General features: G+C 72.3%; 14 protein-coding genes. 9 read left to right on the top strand and 5 right to left on the bottom strand.

What is annotated here, in order from left to right; translation table 11 throughout:
* Positions 1 to 11: 11 nt before the first annotated feature.
* Together SACAZDRAFT_RS07240 and SACAZDRAFT_RS07245 are read right to left on the bottom strand one after the other, a co-directional pair.
* Entirely contained in the window at positions 12 to 776 is a 765-nt protein-coding gene (locus SACAZDRAFT_RS07240) for a maleylpyruvate isomerase family mycothiol-dependent enzyme (protein WP_005440140.1), read from the bottom strand.
* Entirely contained in the window at positions 773 to 1,381 is a 609-nt protein-coding gene (locus SACAZDRAFT_RS07245) for an SAV_6107 family HEPN domain-containing protein (RefSeq protein WP_005440149.1), read from the bottom strand. The genes SACAZDRAFT_RS07240 and SACAZDRAFT_RS07245 overlap by 4 nt, the downstream gene beginning before the upstream one ends.
* A 256-nt stretch (positions 1,382 to 1,637) precedes the next feature.
* On the opposite strand from SACAZDRAFT_RS07245, the gene SACAZDRAFT_RS07250 reads away from it, so the two are divergent.
* A complete protein-coding gene (locus SACAZDRAFT_RS07250) occupies positions 1,638 to 2,216 on the top strand; it encodes a YbaK/EbsC family protein (RefSeq protein ID WP_005440150.1) in 579 nt (192 codons plus the stop codon).
* Complete coding sequence (locus SACAZDRAFT_RS07255; protein ID WP_005440151.1) at positions 2,213 to 2,779, top strand: GNAT family N-acetyltransferase; 567 nt, start codon at positions 2,213 to 2,215, stop codon at positions 2,777 to 2,779. Before SACAZDRAFT_RS07250 ends, SACAZDRAFT_RS07255 begins: the two co-directional genes overlap by 4 nt.
* Positions 2,780 to 2,808: 29 nt before the next feature.
* On the opposite strand, the gene SACAZDRAFT_RS07260 is transcribed toward SACAZDRAFT_RS07255, so the two are convergent.
* Complete coding sequence (locus SACAZDRAFT_RS07260) at positions 2,809 to 3,726, bottom strand: DMT family transporter (RefSeq protein ID WP_005440152.1); 918 nt, start codon at positions 3,724 to 3,726, stop codon at positions 2,809 to 2,811.
* A 211-nt stretch (positions 3,727 to 3,937) separates the two neighbouring features.
* Between SACAZDRAFT_RS07260 and SACAZDRAFT_RS07265 the strand changes: the two genes are divergently transcribed.
* Positions 3,938 to 5,302, top strand: a complete 1,365-nt coding sequence (locus SACAZDRAFT_RS07265) for a sodium/hydrogen exchanger (protein WP_005440153.1) — start codon at positions 3,938 to 3,940, stop codon at positions 5,300 to 5,302.
* Between the two features lie 30 nt (positions 5,303 to 5,332).
* Here the strand turns inward: SACAZDRAFT_RS07265 and SACAZDRAFT_RS07270 are convergent, their stop codons facing one another.
* On the bottom strand, positions 5,333 to 6,994 hold the full coding sequence (locus SACAZDRAFT_RS07270; RefSeq protein WP_005440155.1) for a DUF885 domain-containing protein: 1,662 nt from the start codon (positions 6,992 to 6,994) through the stop codon (positions 5,333 to 5,335).
* A 67-nt stretch (positions 6,995 to 7,061) separates the two neighbouring features.
* Here SACAZDRAFT_RS07270 and SACAZDRAFT_RS07275 point away from each other — a divergent pair, with 67 nt between their 5' ends.
* The 5 genes from SACAZDRAFT_RS07275 (at position 7,062) to SACAZDRAFT_RS07295 (ending at position 14,437) form a co-directional block, all read left to right on the top strand.
* Entirely contained in the window at positions 7,062 to 8,147 is a 1,086-nt protein-coding gene (locus tag SACAZDRAFT_RS07275; RefSeq protein WP_005440156.1) for a polyprenyl synthetase family protein, read from the top strand.
* 58 nt (positions 8,148 to 8,205) lie between these two features.
* On the top strand, positions 8,206 to 9,711 hold the full coding sequence (gene crtI / locus SACAZDRAFT_RS07280) for a phytoene desaturase family protein (protein WP_005440157.1): 1,506 nt from the start codon (positions 8,206 to 8,208) through the stop codon (positions 9,709 to 9,711).
* On the top strand, positions 9,708 to 10,496 hold the full coding sequence (locus SACAZDRAFT_RS07285) for an LLM class F420-dependent oxidoreductase (RefSeq protein WP_005440158.1): 789 nt from the start codon (positions 9,708 to 9,710) through the stop codon (positions 10,494 to 10,496). Before crtI ends, SACAZDRAFT_RS07285 begins: the two co-directional genes overlap by 4 nt.
* A 59-nt stretch (positions 10,497 to 10,555) precedes the next feature.
* The gene (locus SACAZDRAFT_RS07290) at positions 10,556 to 13,372 is read left to right on the top strand and encodes a LuxR family transcriptional regulator (RefSeq protein ID WP_005440159.1); all 2,817 of its coding nucleotides are present in this window, start codon (positions 10,556 to 10,558) and stop codon (positions 13,370 to 13,372) included.
* A 147-nt stretch (positions 13,373 to 13,519) separates the two neighbouring features.
* A complete protein-coding gene (locus SACAZDRAFT_RS07295; RefSeq protein WP_005440160.1) occupies positions 13,520 to 14,437 on the top strand; it encodes a poly(ethylene terephthalate) hydrolase family protein in 918 nt (305 codons plus the stop codon).
* A gap of 84 nt (positions 14,438 to 14,521) precedes the next feature.
* Here SACAZDRAFT_RS07295 and SACAZDRAFT_RS07300 read toward each other — a convergent pair whose 3' ends face one another.
* Positions 14,522 to 14,890, bottom strand: a complete 369-nt coding sequence (locus tag SACAZDRAFT_RS07300; protein WP_040927698.1) for an Rv2175c family DNA-binding protein — start codon at positions 14,888 to 14,890, stop codon at positions 14,522 to 14,524.
* A gap of 112 nt (positions 14,891 to 15,002) precedes the next feature.
* On the opposite strand from SACAZDRAFT_RS07300, the gene pknB reads away from it, so the two are divergent.
* A complete protein-coding gene (pknB, locus tag SACAZDRAFT_RS07305) occupies positions 15,003 to 16,982 on the top strand; it encodes a Stk1 family PASTA domain-containing Ser/Thr kinase (protein ID WP_005440162.1) in 1,980 nt (659 codons plus the stop codon).
* Positions 16,983 to 16,987: the final 5 nt, after the last annotated feature.

Below are 16,987 nucleotides of genomic sequence, written 5' to 3' on the forward strand. Positions count from 1 at the left end.
CCACCTCAGCGCTAGCGGGTGGCCAACCGCAGCAACGCCCACAGCTGCCCGACGGCGTCGTGATCGCCCTCGACGGTCACGGCGCCGGGGCCCTGGCGACCCCACAACCACAGGTAGACCTGATCGGGCTCGCCCGACACCACGGCGTCGACCTCGTGGGCGTCGTCCGGCGAACTGCGCCGCACGACGGTGCACTCCGGCGTCATCCGGGCGAGCCACCGGCATCCGGCCGCCCTGACGGCCACCGTCGCGGTCCGGGTGCCGGTGACACCGAGCCTCGGCAGGCGGTGACCGAACCACAGCAGCAACGCTTCGTCGATACCGTCGAGCGCCACGTCGTGTGCGATCTCAGCGCTCTCGACTCCCAGGGCCTGCTCGGCATCGACCCGGTGCACCGTGGTCTCGTGCGCCATGCGGCGGTACCAGAACCCGGCCGTGGGATCGCCGTCCCACCACGTGGCCGCCCGCGCGGACGGCGTGCGGGTGACGAGGACGTCGCAGAGCCCTTCCGCTCCCTCGCGCAGGTAACTCTGCACCGTCTGCCCGACGACCGGGTCACGCTGCCAGTTCTGCGGCGCCTCACCGCGCAGCACCCAGTGCGACGCGGCCCGGTGGACACTGCCCACGTGTCGCACCACCTCGCTCAGTGTCCACCCTGGACACGTGGGCACGGCGGTCTCCGGAGCGCCCGTCCGCGACACCTCCACCAGAAGCTCGGCCTCGTACCCGATCACGTCGAGCAGCCTGCCGTGGTCGATCACACTCGCAACCCTCATCGCCCACCCCGCCGTACTCGCGTGCGCGCGCCGCACCACGACGGTCGCGGCACGGCGTCGTGCCCGTGGACCACGCGCGCGGCCAGTGCCACGAAGTCCGCCGTCCGTCGGCGCAGCTCCTCGGCCGACTCGGCGCTGACCCGACGTGCGATGCCCGCCTGCGCGGCGGCGTGGGTGGCGGAGTGCGCGGCGAAGTACTCGGCCCACTGCCGCACCTCGGGCGCAGCCTCCGCCAGCAAGGTCCAGGTACTCTGCGGCTTCGCCGCCCGACGATGTGGTCGCCCCTTCGCCGCCAGGATCGCCGCGCCGGCCCGCAGAGCCGAGGCGTAGGCGGCGACGAACCGACCCACCGCCGTCGACTCGCGTCCGACCTCGGCGAGGCCGTGACCGGCCTGCGTGAGCAGCGACGCCGCCTCGGGAGGCGTGGGCCGGCGCGGCTCGAACGACTCGGAGGACCGGGCGGTGCGCGCCGCGGGGATCGGGGGCACGCCGGCGGCGGTCGTGCGCGGTGCCGCATCACGCGCCGACGAGGTACCGCCGGTCGCCGCGCACCGACCGGGCACCGGCCAGGTTCCGTCACGCCGGGGCACGAATCCCACCGTCATGGCTCCACCCTTCTTCCCGCTCGGCACGTTTCTTCCGGCTCGGCACGTCGGTGGAGGCCGGTGCGGGGTGCTTCCCCCACCACCGCACCGGCCCCCTCGTCGAAACCGCACCCGTCGACGAACCAACCACCGCGCGTCGAACATCTGTTCGAACACCTCAACACTAGCTCGCCCCCGGGCCTTCGTTCAAGTCCGAGAACCGGAAGAACCACCCAGCTGCGTCGCATGCGTCGAGCGGGCGTGATCTCATAGCCCTATGAGTCGGACACCCGAGCGATCCCCCGAGCCCGTCCGTGAGCACCCGGCCGTCGCCAAGGTCGCCGCCGCCCTGACCGCAGCCGGTCTGACCGCGAGCGTCGAGGGCATCCGGTTCCTTCCCCAGGCGGCGCGCACGGCCGTCCAGGCCGCCGACGCGCTCGGCATCGGTGTGGGCGCGATCGCCAACAGCCTCGTGTTCCGGATGACGACCGCGGACGGTGGAGCCGAGCCCCTTCTGGTGCTCACCTCGGGAGCGCACCGAGCCGACACCGCGACCCTCGCGACCCTCACCGGCGCGAGCCGCGTCGGCCGCGCCGACCCCGACTTCGTCAGGGCCCACACCGGCCAGGTGATCGGCGGCGTCGCCCCGGTGGGTCACCCCGCGCGCATCACCACGCTCGTGGACGACGCCCTGCGCGCGTACGACACCGTGTGGGCCGCCGCCGGGCACCCGAACACGGTCTTCCCCACGACGTTCGACGGTCTCGTGGCCCTCACCGGCGGCCGCGCCGCCACCGTCTCCACCGTCGCCACCGACGCCACCGACTCCCGCACCGGAAGGTCCGCACCCCGATGACCGCCACCTCGCCCGGCCACCAGCGCATCGTCCGGCTCACCGGTGAGGAGTTCCGCGCGCTGCTCCCCGACGCGCTGTCGATCTACGTCGCCGCCATGAACTATCCGCCGAACACGGCCCAGCAGCGGGCGCCCATGTGGCTGACGCACGCGCTACGCGCGGGCTGGCGCGGAGTCGCCGCGTTCGATCCCGACGACACGCTGGTGGGAGTGGCGTACGGCTACCAGGGCAGTCCCGGGCAGTGGTGGTACGAGCAGGTGCGCCGCGGAGTGGTGGCTCGGGAGGGCGAGGACTTCGCCCGGGCCTGGCTGGCGGACTACTTCGAGCTCACCGAGATCCACGTGCGGCCCGACCACCACGGTCGTGGCATCGGCGAGACGCTGCTGCGCACGCTGATGGACGGGGTGGAGCAGCGGAAGGTGCTGCTGTCGACGCCGGAGGGGCCGACCCGCGCCTGGAGGCTGTACCGCAGGCTCGGGTTCGTCGACGTGCTGCGCGACTACCGCTTCGCGGGCGACCCGAGGGCCTTCGCCGTGCTCGGGCGGGACCTGCCGCTCGACTGAGCCGGACCGTCCCGAAGGTCCGTCGGACATCAGCGTGCGGGCCGCACGTAACTGCCGGCCACGGCGCCGACCAGCAGCGCCGCCCCGCACCAGCCGGCGAGACCGAGGTCCTCACCGAGCAGCAGGGCGGCCAGTACGGCCGCGGTGAGCGGCTCCAGCAGTGCCGACAGCGCCGCCACCACGGGGCGCGAGCGCGCCAACCCGCGGAAGTAGGCGAGGTAGGCGAGCGCCGTGGGCACCGCACCGAGGTACATCGCCAGCGCGACCACGTCGAGGCCCACGGGCCAGACGCCCTCGCCGAACGGTGTCGGACCGAGGACCAGCAACGGCGTCAGGAGAACAGCGCCCACCACGCAGCCGAACGCCGTCGTCCGCAACGGGTCCAGGCCCGCGACCGGCCTGCGGGTCACGAGTGTCAACGCCGCGAAACTCGCTCCGGAGGCCAGCGCGCACCCGATGCCGAGCACGACGTTGCCGTCCCCGGCCGCCTCCCCGGGCGACCAGGTGAGCAGAGCGAGCCCGAGCAGGGCGCACAGGACGGAGAGCGTGGTGGCCGGGCTCGGCGGACGCCGTTCCTGCACCGCACCGGCGAGCGCCACGAACACCGGAACACTGCCGATGGTGGTCATGGTGGCGACGCTGACCGAGGTCAACGAGACCGCGGCGAAGTAACACGCCTGGTAGAGCGCCAGCAGGACCCCCGCCACGAGCAGGCGTCGCATCGCGTCACGGGTGCGGGGAAGCGCTCGGAGCCCACCGGTACAGCCCAGCAGAAGCACGGCGAACGCCCCGCCGAGCGCCAACCGGCACACGGCCACGGCGGCGGAGGACAGTTCCGCCCGCTCCGCGAGCAAAGCTCCCGCGAGGCCGCCCGTGCCCCACAGGATTCCGGCGGTGACCAGGCTGGCGGAGGCCGCACGCGACGGTGTGGCGGTGGTCGTCGACATGGGGGGCGCGCTCCAACGTCGAGAGGGCGGGGGACGGGCGTGACGGGGCGCGACACGACGGCGCTGGGCTGCTCGTGCCGTCACCCCACGTCAGGAGCGCGGAGGCGACAGTGGCGGACGCAGGCGAGGCACGGGCGGATCGTAGCCGGGACGCTCGGACCACGGAGTGGTGGCACGGCGTGGTTTCGATCATAGGAGGCCCGGGAATCTGATGCGGGTGCCGGACCGTAGTGATCGACTCACCCCGCCACTGCCGCTCGCGGCTCTCGTGACGCTGCCCGGGCTCTACATCGGCGGCGCCGACTACCTGGGGTTGCCACATCCGCAACTCGCCGCGCCGCTGGCCGCGCTGGTCTACGGCATCGCGATCGTCGGTGCGGCCTTCATCCTGTCGTGGGCGGCGGAGTCCGCGCAGGTCGACATCAACGGCGGTCTGGCTCTCGCGCTGCTGGCGTTCCTCGCCGTGCTGCCCGAGTACGCCGTCGACTTCGTGTTCACCATGAACGCGGGCCGGATCAACGCCGAACACGGCCACTGCATGGTGATAGGGGACGGGAGCAACCCCTGTTCGCTCGCGCTCGCCAACATGACGGGCGCCAACCGGATCCTCGTGGGTGTCGGCTGGCCGCTGGTGGTGCTGGTGGCCACGCTGGCCGTGGTCCGGGCCCGCCGCAACGGCGGCGCCCACAGCGCGTCCGCGCACAAGGGCTGGGTGAAACTGCCCCGCCGGATGTCGGTGGAGATCCTCTTCCTCGGCGCGGCCACCGTCTACTCGCTGCACTTCCCGTTCCGCGACTCGCTGACGCTGGTGGACGCGGCGGTGCTCGTGTCGCTGTTCGTCGCCTACGCGTGGCGGCTGGCGAAGGCTCCGGTGGAGGAACCCGAGCTCACGGGCACGTCGGCATGGATCGGCAACAGGCCGAAGACAGCCCGGCGCTGGCTCTACGGCACGATGTTCGGCTTCGCCGCGATCGTCATCCTCGCCACGGCGGAACACTTCGCGCACAACCTGGTGCAGACGGGCACGGATCTCGGTATCGACCAGTTCCTGCTGGTCCAGTGGGTGGCGCCGCTGGCGAGCGAGTCGCCGGAATTGATCGTCGCCTGCCTGTTCGCGTGGAAGCTGCACGCGAGCTCGGCGCTCGGCACGCTGATCTCGAGCAAGGTCAACCAGTGGACCCTGCTCGTGGGGACGATCCCGATCGTGTTCGCCATCTCCAGCGGGTCGTTCGACGGCCTGCCGATCGACCTGCACCAGCGGTTCGAGTTGATGATCACCGCCGCGCAGTCGCTGTTCGCCGTGGCGATCCTGGTGTCACTCACCATGACGGCGCGCTGGGCGACGGCGTTGCTGACGTTGTTCCTGATCCAGTTCATCACCAGCATCCTGCTGCCGGAGGAGACCGACCGGATCATCATCGCCGTGCTCAGTGCGGTGTACGTGCTGCTGTCGCTCGTGCTGTTCGCCCGTCGCTTCGTCGATGCGAAGCGGGTCGCCCGCGACGGCCTGGCCACCCCGTTCGACGTGCTCCAGCGCGCCGACGAGCAGGAGGCCATCCGACTCAGCCGGGACTGACCGGACGGCCTCCTCTCCGGGACCCGGAGCTCAGGCGGACAGCAGGTCCTTCAGCGTGGCGAGGCCCATGCCGCCCATCCGCAGAGCCTTCGTGTGGAAGGCCTTGAGGTCGAAATCGGCTCCCTCACGACGACGGGCCTCCTCCCGCGCGTCCAGCCACAGGCGCTCGCCCAGCTTGTAGGAGGGCGCCTGTCCCGGCCATCCCAGGTAGCGGTCGATCTCGTCGTGCACGTGGGCGGGGTCGGTGATGGTGCGCGTGAGCATGAACTCCAGCCCGAGCTCGGGCGTCCACCGCTCGCCCTCGTGGAAGCCGGTGCCCTTCGGGATCTCCAGCTCCAGGTGCATGCCGATGTCCACGACGACGCGCGCGGCACGGAAGAGGTGCGCGTCGAGCATGCCGAGCAGGTTGCCGTCGTCGGAGAGGAAACCGAGCTCCTGCATGAGCCGCTCCGCGTAGAGCGCCCACCCCTCGGCATGCCCGGAGGTCGAGGCGAACAGCCGCTGGAAGCGGTTGAGCGACCGCTCGTAGACCTGCGTCGCGATCTGCAGGTGGTGGCCCGGGGCGCCCTCGTGATAGACGGTGCTCACCTCGCGCCAGGTGGAGAACTCCTCCTTGTCGGCGGGCACCGACCACCACATCCGGCCGGGGCGGTCGAGGTTTTCGGCGGGGCCGGTGTAGTACGCGCCCACGGGACCGCCGGGCGGTGCGATGCGGCACTCCAGGTTCATGATCTCGTCCGAGATCTCGAAGTGGACGTCGCGCAGGGCCGCCAGCGCGTCGTCGGAGAGCCGCTGCATCCACTGTTCGAACGCGGCCTGACCGTGCACGCGGTAGCGCGGGTCGGCGTCCAGCGCCCGGGCGGCCTCGGCCAGGGTCGCGCCCGGCTTGATGCGCTCGGCGACCTCCTTGGCCTCACGCTCGACGCGCGCGAACTCCTCCCAGCCCCACTCGTAGGCCTCGCGCGGGTCGAGGTCGGCGCCGAGGAAGTAGCGCGACCACAGGCGGTAGACGTCCTCGCCGACGGCGTCCTTGGTCGGCGCCTCGGGGGCCAACTCGGCGCGTAGGAAGCCGGCCAGCTCGGCGTACGACTCCTGGGCCTCGCGCGCGGCCTTGCCGAGCTGCTCCTTCAGGCTGTCGGGCACACCGTCGGCCTTGCTCACGAGCGTCTCGAAATAGCCGGTGTCGCCGGAGAGCCCCGCCCAGAGCTCGGCCTGCTCCGCGACCTTCGTGACCTGGCGCAACGCCGGCGCCTGACCGGCTTCGACGGCCGTCAGCAGGGACGCGCGGACACCGTCGAGCGCGTCCGGCACGCCTGCCATGCGCGTGGCGACCTTCTCCCAGTCCTCGGTGGTCTCCGTCGGCAGGAGATCGAAGATCATGCGCAGGTTCTGCGGCGGACTCTCGAGCACGTTGAGCGACGCGACGTCGAGGCCGGCCTCGTGGATCGCGACTTCGTTGCCGACCCGTTCCGTGAACACGGCCTTCGCGACGCGCTCGCTCTCGTCCTGGGGCTCCGTGGCCTCCATGGCGGTCAGCGCCCGGCGCATGATGGCGCCGCGGGCGGCGTGTCCCTCCGGGGAGTAGTCGGTCACCCGGTCGCGGTGATCACCGACACCGATCAGCACGGCCACATCGGGGTGTGCCGCGGCGTAGTCGTCGACAGTCTGGTCAGAGATCTCGTGGACGTTCATGCCCGCACGCTACCCCGCTGAGGAGATGGGCAGACAGCGATTTCGACGCGCCTGGGACCATGGGTTCATGCACCACATCGACGCCGAGTTGCCGTCCGCGATCACCCGCGTTCTGGAGGACTTCCTGCACAACGCAGGTGACCCGATCCGCCGCACCGAACCCACCTTCGGGCCCGCGGTGGACGCCCTGAGCGCGTTCGTGCTCGGAGGCGGCAAGCGACTGCGGCCGACCTTCGCCTGGTGGGGCTGGCGCGGCGCGGGAGGCGACCCGGACTCGGACGAGGCACAGGGCGTGCTCCGGGCCGCGGCGAGCCTGGAACTCATCCAGGCGTGCGCGCTCGTCCACGACGACGTCATCGACTCCTCCGACTCCCGCCGGGGCGCCCCCACGGTGCACGTCGCGTTCGCGGCGCAGCACCGGCAGCAGGGGTGGCTCGGCTCGTCGGAGTCGTTCGGGTGGGCCGCCGCCGTGCTCATCGGCGACCTGGCGCTGGCGTGGGCCGACGACATGTTCGCCGACTGCGGGCTTCCCGCGGCGAGGATGGCCGCGGCCCGCCCGGCCTGGCGGGCCATGCGCACCGAAGTGCTCGCGGGGCAGTACCTCGACGTCCACACGCAGGCGACCGGCGACGCCTCCGTCGAGGCGGCGCTGCGGGTCGACCGGCTCAAGACGGCCGCCTACACCGTGCAGCGGCCGCTGCACCTCGGCGCCGCGCTGGCCGGAGCGGAACAGCCCCTCATCGACGCGCTGCTGGACTTCGGCGGTGACCTCGGTGTGGCGTTCCAGTTGAGGGACGATCTGCTCGGCGTGTTCGGAGACCCGTCCGTAACGGGTAAGCCCGCGGGGGACGACCTACGCGAGGGCAAGCGGACACTGCTGCTGGCACTCGGCCTGGCCTACGCCGAGCAGCAGGGCCGGGTCGGCGAACACAAGGTGATCGCCGACGCGGTCGGTGACCCACGGCTGACCGACGCCGAGGTGGACGACGTGCGGCAGGCGCTCGTCGACGTCGGCGCGGTCGCCGAGGTCGAACGCAGGATCGAGGAGATGACCGGCAACGCGCTGGCCTCGTTGAAGCGGGCGGCACTCGCCGAACCCGCCGCGCACCAGCTCGCCGAACTCGCGGACAGGGCGACCCGAAGGACGTCCTGACGCGCCGTCACCCGGCTCCCCGCCGGCGCCCGGCGTGTCCCGACCGAAGGGAACGCGGGTGGACGAGACGACGACGGACGTCGTGGTGGTGGGAGCCGGGCTGGCGGGGCTGTCCGCCGCACTGCATCTGACGGGCGCGGGCCGCGGCGTGACCGTGCTCGAACGCGCGCCCGAACCGGGTGGGCGGGTGGCCGACCGGCTGTTCGGCGGCGGCTACCGCATCGACACGGGCGCGAGCGTGTTCACCATGCCTGAGCTGCTCGACGAGGCGTTCGCGGCCGTCGGGTCGAGCGTCGGCGAGTGGCTCACGCTCACTCCCCTGGACCCGGCCTACCACGCGCACTTCGCCGACGGCAGCACCATCGCGGTGCACACCGACGCCGACGCCATGGAAGCCGAGATCCGCGCCGTGGCGGGCCCGTCCGACGCCGCCGGATACCGCAGGCTGCGCCGGTGGCTGCGTGAGCTGTACGCCGTGCAGCGCGACCGGTTCATCGGGGCGAACTTCGACTCGGTGCTCGACCTCGCCAGGCCCGAACTCGTGCGCCTGATCGCGCTCGGCGGCTTCGGGAGGCTGGGTGCACGGGTCGCGCGCTTTCTCGACGACGAGCGGCTCCGGCGGTTGTTCACGTTCCAGTCGCTCTACGCGGGGCTCGATCCCGGGCGCGCGCTGGCCGCCTACGGGGTCATCGCCTACATGGACACCATCGCCGGCGTCCACTACCCGAGAGGCGGCATGGGCCAGGTGGCGCGGGCGATGACGGCCGCCGCGCGGGCGGCGGGCGCGACCGTCCGGCTCAGCACGTCGGCCGACCGCCTCGAACGCGACAGCGACGGGCGGGTCCGTGCCGTGTGGACCAGCACCGGAGAGCGGATCGGCTGCGACGCCGTGGTGCTCGCGACCGAACTGTCGACCGCGTACGCGTTGCTGGGGCGGGCGCCACGCAGGCTGGTCCGACCGCGATACGCGCCGTCGGCCGTCGTCCTCTACGGACACAGCGCCCGCGGCGCGAGCGGACTCGGTCACCACACGCTGTCCTTCGGGCACGCCTGGCACGAGACGTTCACCGAGATCATCGATCGGGGCCGGCTGATGAGCGATCCGTCGCTGCTCGTCACGCGGCCGACCGCGACCGATCCCTCGCTCGCCCCACCCGGGGAGGACGTCGTGACCGTGCTCGCTCCGGCCCCGAACCTGCACACCGCCCCGGCCGACTGGCCGAGGATCACGGGCGCCTACCGCGACGAACTGCTGCGCACCCTCGACGCGCGGGGCTTCGACGTCGCCAAGGAACTCGTCGTGGAGGGCGTCGCGACCCCGCACACCTGGGCCGCCGACGGCCTCGGTGCCGGCACACCGTTCTCGCTCGCGCACACACTCGTCCAAACCGGACCGTTCCGCCCCGCCAACCGCGTTCGTGGCGCGGACAACGTCGTCCTCGCCGGCTGCGGCACGACCCCCGGGGTGGGCATTCCGCCCGTCCTCGTGTCGGGGAAGCTCGCCGCCGAACGGGTCGCTCGCGTCCGTGACCATCGACGTTCGACACTAGGGTCGAACGCATGACGACCAGCACACAGCGACCCATCCGTATCGGGTTGCAGATCCAACCCCAGCACGCCGACTACGACGCCATCCGGCGGACCGCAGCGGAGGCCGAGGAACTCGGCGTGGACATCCTGTTCAACTGGGACCACTTCTACCCGCTGAGCGGCGAGCCGGAGGGCAAGCACTTCGAATGCTGGACGATGCTGGGCGCGTGGGCCGAGGCCACCTCCCGCGTGGAGATCGGGGCGCTCGTCACCTGCAACAGCTACCGCAACCCGGAGCTGCTCGCCGACATGGCGCGCACCGTGGACCACATCAGCGGTGGGCGGCTGATCCTCGGCATCGGCGCGGGCTGGTTCCAGAAGGACTACGACGAGTACGGCTACGAGTTCGGCACGGCGGGCAGCCGGATCGCCGCCCTCGGCGAGGCCCTGCCGCGCATCGAGAAGCGGTTCGCCAAACTGAACCCCGCTCCCACCCGCAAGATCCCGGTTCTCATCGGCGGCGGGGGCGAGAAGAAGACGCTCCGGCTCGTGGCTCAGCACGCCGACATCTGGCACGGCTTCGGCGACGTCGAGGTCGCCGCCCGCAAGGTCGAGGTCCTCGACCGGCACTGCGCCGACGTGGGCCGCGACCCGGCCGAGATCGAGCGCTCGGTGGGTGTGTCGGGCTCGCCGAAGGACTCCGGCGACCAGCTCGCCGAGCTGGGCATCACGATGTTCACCGTGAGCGCGAGCGGGCCCGACTACGACCTCGGCCGGCTGCGCGAGTGGCTCGCCTGGCGGGACAGCCGCAACGGCTGACCCGGTGGTTTCCCGACGAAGATCTTTCCGCGCGGTGATCGACACGCGACACTGACGAGATGCTCGCCGTGTGGGATGACACGCCCGCGCACGCACGACCGGTGCGCGGGCGTGATCGGGAACTCGCCAGCCTGACCCGACTGCTCGACGCCGCCGTCCAGGGCCGTGGGGGTGCGGCGGTCGTCTGCGGTGCACCCGGGACGGGGAAGACGACACTGCTCGACGCCCTCGCCCGACGTGCCGACGGCTTCCGCGTGCTGCGCGCCGAGGGCACCGCCGCCGAGAGTGCCGTCCGCTTCGCCGGAGCCGAACAGCTGCTCCGTCCGCTCGGTGACGTGGTGGCGGACCTGCCCGACGAGCGGGCCCGTGCCCTGCGACCGGTGTGGGGTCTTCCCCGCGACCTCGGCGCCCCCGGCAGCCCCGACGAGCCCGGCGGGGAGGACGACATCTCCCTCGCTGTCCCGTCCGCGGTGTCGGCCCTGCTCGCCGCGGGGGCCCGTCGGCGCCCCGTGCTGTGCTGTGTCGACTCCGCACACCTGCTCGACGACGCGTCGAACGCCGTCCTCACGTTCGCGGCCCGCCGGACGAGCCACACCGGCGTGGTGTTCGTGTTCGCCGTCGACCACACCGCCGCGCCCGACCCGGCCGCGTGGGAGGGGCCGCACCGACTCCGGCTCGGGGCTCTGCCCGACGCGGCGGCCCACGAGCTCCTGCGCGACCGCGTAGGAGCCTCCCTTCCCTCCGACGTGGCGGACGCGCTGGTCGACACGGGATACGGCAACCCGCTCGCCCTCGTGGAACTCGCCGAAAGCCTGTCGGCCGACCACCTCTGTGGCCGCGCCGCTCCCCCGTCGTCGCTGCCCACGGGGAGCAGGTTGCGCCGGGCCGTGCGCGACAGGATCTCCGCCCTGTCGGACGTCGCCAGAGCCGTGGTGGCGCTGGCCGCGGTCGCGCAGCGGGCCGACCGCCACCTCGTGCACCGGGCCCTGCTCGACGCACCGTCGCCGGACCCCACCGCGGCGTTGGTCGAGGCCCAGCGGTGCGGCCTGGTGACGGACGACGGCGAGACGCTCCGCCTCGCCGCGGACGTCGTGCCGTCCGCGGTGCTCGGCGCTCTGTCCACTTCCGAGGTGGAGACGGCACACCGACGCCTCGCGGCGGCCGCCGACGTCACGGGAGAACGCGATCGGGCGGTGTGGCATCGGGCCGCGACGGCCGCGGCGCCCGCGCCCGACGTCGTCGCCCAGCTCGACCGGCTCGCCCTCCGGGCCAGGACCGAAGCGGCGTTCGACCAGGCCGCCGACGCGAGCGAGCGGGCAGCGGCGTTGTCCCCCGACGTCGAGACACGGGCCCTCAGGCTCGTGGCCGCGGCCTCCGACCACTGGGCGTCGGGACGGCCCCAACGAGCCCGCACCGCGCTGCGGCTCGCCTCCCCGCTCGCCACCGGCGACCTCCGCGCCCACATCGGCAGGCTCGCCGGGGAGATCGAACTACGCCGGGGCAACCCGGCTGTCGCGGCGGCCGAACTCATCACCACCGCACGGCGACTCGCCCCCACGCACCGCGATCTGGCGGCCACCACGCTCATGCTCGCGGGCGAGGCGAGCTTCGTCGCGGGCGACAACACGCGCTACTGCCTCACCGCGCAGGACGCCGCGGCACTGTGCGGGTCGGAGGGCTGGCCCACGACACTGATCGTCCGCGAACACTTCACGGCCATGTCCGCCACCTTCCGCGGACAGCACGCGACGGCAGCGGCGCCGCTGCGGCGCCTGGTGGAACTCGGCGAGACGACCACCGACCCCACCGGGATGACGCTGGCGAGCCAAGCCGCGTTCACCCTCGGCGACGCCGAACGCTCGCGCGACCTCGCCCTGCGGGCGGCCGTGAGCGCCCGCGCCCACGGCGACGAGTCGGGCGTGCCGTGGGCACTGGTGTACGCGGCGATGTCCGCGCTGCTCTCCGGGCAGCACGCCGCCGCCACCACCACGGCGCTGGAAGGCCTGTCGGTGGCCCGAGCGCTGGGGCAGAGCAACTCGGCGGTCGACCACATCACGGTGCTCGCCATGCTGGCCGCGTTGCAGGGCGACGAGCACACCGCACTCGCCCGCTTGGAGGCCGCGCAGACGGAGCTCGCCGAACGGGGACTCGGCAGACCGAGCGCGCTCGCCACCTGGGCCGCCGCGTGTGTCGACCTCGCCCACGACCGCCCCGCGGAGGCGTTCGACCGGTTCCGGCGCCTGTCCGTGGGACGCTCCCGGCACTGCGTCCCGCTGCGCGTCATGGCGGTGCCGCACTTCGTCGAAGCCGCCGTCCGCTGCGGGGAACGCGAGGTCGCTCGGCGCGCACTGACGACGTTCGAGCAGTGGGCCGACACCACGGGCGGCGCCGCTCGGGCCGCACTCGCCCACCGCTGCCACGCCCTGCTGGCCGAACGGGACATCGAGGTGAACGCCCGGTTCGCCGAGGCCATCCGCCTGCACCGCGACGCCGACGCGCCCTACGACCTCGCCGTCACCGAACTGCTGTACGCGTCGTGGCTGCGGCGCTCCCGCAAGCCGGGGCAGGCCAGGGACGTGTTGCGGGAAGCGGTGCATCTCTTCGACGAGCTCGGCGCCACCCATTGGGTGCAGCGCGCCTCCCGCGAACTGCGGGCGTGCGGGCACCGGGTCCCCCGCGACCGGTCCGCGCCGAAGGACGGTGCGCTGAGCCCGCAACAGGACCGCATCGCCCACCTGGTCGCCGCGGGCGCCACGAACAAGGAGGTCGCCGAGCAGCTGTTCATCAGCCATCGCACGGTGGACCACCACCTGCGCAACATCTTCGCCAAGCTCGACGTCCGATCGAGGGTCGAGCTCGCCGCGCTGTACCGGTAACGCGGGCTACCCGCCGGTAGCAACTGGTGGTTTCACCGATGCCCCCGCAGGCGTCGCGCGTCCAGAATCACCACAGTTCGTCATCGCACGAACGCAGGCGGCCACCGACGCCGCCGTGGTTTGTTCTCGACGCAAAGGAGCGACGCAGTGCGAATCCGGAGCAAGTCCTCCACCGGCCCTCGTGGCCGGATGGCGCGGACGATCGGCGTACTGACCGCGGCCCTCGCCGTGGCAAGTGGTCTGGTGAGCGCCGGTGTGGCGGGCGCGGACGTCACCACCACGCAGGAGAACCCCTACGAGCGCGGCCCCGACCCGACGGAGGACAGCATCGAGGCCATCCGCGGGCCGTTCCGGGTGGACACGGAACGCGTGTCGTCGTTCGCCGTCGGCTTCGGCGGCGGCACGATCTACTACCCCACCGACACCAGCGAGGGCACGTTCGGCGCCGTCGCCGTCGCCCCCGGCTTCACCGCCGACCAGGGCAGCATGTCGTGGTACGGCGAACGCATCGCCTCGCAGGGCTTCATCGTGTTCACCATCGACACCAACACCAGACTCGACCAGCCGGGGCAGCGCGGACGCCAGCTGCTGGCCGCGCTGGACTACCTGGTCGAGCGCAGTGACAGGGACGTCCGGCAGCGGCTGGACCCGAACCGCCTCGCCGTGATGGGCCACTCGATGGGCGGTGGCGGCTCGCTGGAGGCGACGGTCAGCCGGCCGTCCCTGAAGGCGTCCATCCCGCTGACGCCGTGGAACCTCGACAAGACGTGGGGTGACGTCCAGGTTCCGACGTTCATCATCGGTGCGGAGAACGACTCGATCGCCCCGGTGCGCACGCACTCGGAGCCGTTCTACGAGAGCCTGCCGGGCTCGCTGGAGAAGGCGTACCTGGAGTTGAACGCCGCGACCCACTTCGCGCCGAACATCTCCAACACCACGATCGCCAAGTACTCCATCTCCTGGCTCAAGCGGTTCGTCGACGACGACACCCGTTACAGCCAGTTCCTCTGCCCGAACCCGACCGACCGCACCATCGAGGAGTACCGCTCGACCTGCCCGTACTGATCCGTTCGACCGGCGGCCTCGACGGCGGTGTGCGACCCGACGCCGGGTCGCACACCGCACGTGCGTGTGACGGGGGAACCGCGGTCAGAACGCCATGGCCTGGGCGCGCCGCTTGACCTCGGTGCCGTGACTGGTCCGCAGCGCGTTGATGGGTGTCACGCCGGGCAGCGACTCGTCCTCCGAGTACAGCCAGCGCAACATCTCGGTCCGGCTGAACCCCGCGTCCGCCAGCACGGTGATCGTGCCGGGAAGGCCCTTGATCGCTCCCTCAGTCCCGACGAAGTCGGCGGGGATGAAGAGGGCACCGTCCCTGCGGACCGCGATCAGATGGCCGTCCCGCAGCATCTGGCGGACCTTGTTCTCGGACTGGCCGATCCTGTCCGCCACCTCGGCGACGGTCAGTACGGCGACGGACGGGTCGAGCATGTCGTCAGCGACTGGAATCGCACTCACACCTCTTACCTTGCCACAATCGGGCCCGCCGGGAGCAGGCCCTTTCCGCCCTGGGCGGTCGACGGGTGCACACGTCGGTGCGCCGGAGCCGGCAACCGTAGGATCGACCGCTGTGACACGCACGGAAACCAGCCTCGCGGGCGCGCTTCTCGACCGGCGGTACCGCGTCGGGGGCCTCATCGCCCGGGGCGGGATGTCGTCGGTGTACCGCGGAGTCGACACCCGGCTCGACCGACCGGTCGCCGTGAAGGTCATGGACTCCCGGTTCGCGGGTGACCGCTCGTTCGTCGAGCGGTTCGAGCGGGAGGCCCGCTCCGCCGCCCGGCTCCACCATCCGCACGTGGTCGCCGTTCACGACCAGGGCTTCGACACCTCCGCCGGAGTCGACGACCCGCGCGCGTTCCTGGTGATGGAGCTGGTGGACGGCGGCACGCTGCGCGACCTGCTCACCGAACGCGGTCGGCTCGACGTCCCCCTCGCGCTGACGGTGGCCGAACAGGTGCTGTCGGCGCTCGCCGCCGCCCACGCGGCCGGGCTCGTGCACCGGGACATCAAGCCGGAGAACGTGCTGATCGGTGCGGCGGGCGAGTCCGGTGGCGTGGTGAAGGTCGCCGACTTCGGTCTGGTGCGGGCCGCGGCGAGCGCGGGGACGACGAGCACCAGCGTCATCCTCGGCACCGTGGGCTACCTGTCGCCCGAGCAGGTGTCGACCGGGGCATCGAGCGCGCGCTCGGACGTGTATTCGACGGGCATCCTGCTCTTCGAGATGCTCACGGGGCAGGTCCCCTACCACGGGGACACGGCGTTGTCCGTGGCCTACCGCCACGTCAACGACGACGTTCCACGCCCGAGCACGGTGGTGCCCGAACTGCCGTCCGCGCTCGACGAGCTCGTCGAACGGGCCACGCGCCGCGACCCGGAATCCCGTCCGGCCGACGCGGAGGCGTTCCTGGCCGAGATCCAGCGCGTGCGCGCGGAACTCGGTCTGCCTCCGGCGCCCATCCCGCGCGTGCCGGCGCCCCGGACCGCCACGCAGCCGCCGGCGGAGACCGACAGCGAGCTCACGGTTCCGGCCCTGCCCGCGGTCGGCACCGCCACCTCCACCACCGCACTTCCCTCCGACGGCGGACCCCGCGGCACACAGGCGTTGCCCCGCGCCGCGGCCCAGGACCACGAACAGGAGACCGACGACGGCCCGCTCGCGTCCCCACGGCGCCGCGCACCGCTCGCGGTGCTGGCTCTCGTCGTGCTCGTGCTGCTCGGCGGGGTGGGTGCTGGGGTGTGGTGGTTCTCCAGCGGCCGCTACGTCGACGTCCCGTCGGTCACGGGAATGAGCCGCGAGGAGGCGGAGACCGCGCTGCGGCAGGCGGAGCTGACCCCCGTCGTGACGGAGGAGAGGCACAACACCACGCCCTCAGGCACGGTGATCCGCACCGAACCCGACGGCGGGGACCGCGCGTTGCAGGGCGACGAGGTGACCGTGGTGCTCTCCCTCGGCAGGCCGGTGGTCCCCGACGTACGTCCGGGGGCCTCCGTCGAGGAAGCCGAACGCGCCATCGAGGCGGTCCAGCTGACGCCGCGGGTCTCCGAGGAGACCGACGAGTACAGCAGCGACGTCCCCGAGGGCGCCGTGGTGTCGTTGACGCCGGAACCGGGCAGCCAGGCCAACGTCGGCGACGCGGTCACCATCGTGCGGTCGAAGGGCCCGCCTCCCACGCCGGTGCCCGACGTGCGGGGCAAGAGCCGCGACGAGGCGTTCCAGGCGCTGCGCGACGCCGGGTTCGAACCCTTCGAGGCCGGCGAGGAGTTCGCCGAGGGCGTGGCGGCCGGACACGTCGTGCGCACCGACCCCGCCCAGGGCAGCACGGTCGACGAGGGCACGCGCGTCGGAGTCGTCGTGTCGAACGCCGTGAAAGTGCCCTCCGTCGTCGGTCGACGGACCGAGAAGGCCGTCCAAATCCTGCGCGAGGCGGGCTTCGAGGTGAGCGGCGGCGACTCCCGGGGGCCGATCAGTTTCGTGATCGAGCAGAGCCCCTCGGGAGGATCGTTCGTGCGGCCGGGAACGACGGTCAACCTGTCGGTCATCCCCTGATCGCG

It is taken from the genome of Saccharomonospora azurea NA-128 (assembly GCF_000231055.2).
Classification (GTDB): domain Bacteria; phylum Actinomycetota; class Actinomycetes; order Mycobacteriales; family Pseudonocardiaceae; genus Saccharomonospora; species Saccharomonospora azurea.

Coding starts and splice junctions, on each gene's coding strand:
- SACAZDRAFT_RS07240 (WP_005440140.1), bottom strand. CDS start 776: ATGAGGGTTGCGAGTGTGATCGACCACGGCAGGCTGCTCGACGTGATC.
- SACAZDRAFT_RS07245 (WP_005440149.1), bottom strand. CDS start 1,381: ATGACGGTGGGATTCGTGCCCCGGCGTGACGGAACCTGGCCGGTGCCC.
- SACAZDRAFT_RS07250 (WP_005440150.1), top strand. CDS start 1,638: ATGAGTCGGACACCCGAGCGATCCCCCGAGCCCGTCCGTGAGCACCCG.
- SACAZDRAFT_RS07255 (WP_005440151.1), top strand. CDS start 2,213: ATGACCGCCACCTCGCCCGGCCACCAGCGCATCGTCCGGCTCACCGGT.
- SACAZDRAFT_RS07260 (WP_005440152.1), bottom strand. CDS start 3,726: ATGTCGACGACCACCGCCACACCGTCGCGTGCGGCCTCCGCCAGCCTG.
- SACAZDRAFT_RS07265 (WP_005440153.1), top strand. CDS start 3,938: ATGCGGGTGCCGGACCGTAGTGATCGACTCACCCCGCCACTGCCGCTC.
- SACAZDRAFT_RS07270 (WP_005440155.1), bottom strand. CDS start 6,994: ATGAACGTCCACGAGATCTCTGACCAGACTGTCGACGACTACGCCGCG.
- SACAZDRAFT_RS07275 (WP_005440156.1), top strand. CDS start 7,062: ATGCACCACATCGACGCCGAGTTGCCGTCCGCGATCACCCGCGTTCTG.
- SACAZDRAFT_RS07285 (WP_005440158.1), top strand. CDS start 9,708: ATGACGACCAGCACACAGCGACCCATCCGTATCGGGTTGCAGATCCAA.
- SACAZDRAFT_RS07290 (WP_005440159.1), top strand. CDS start 10,556: ATGCTCGCCGTGTGGGATGACACGCCCGCGCACGCACGACCGGTGCGC.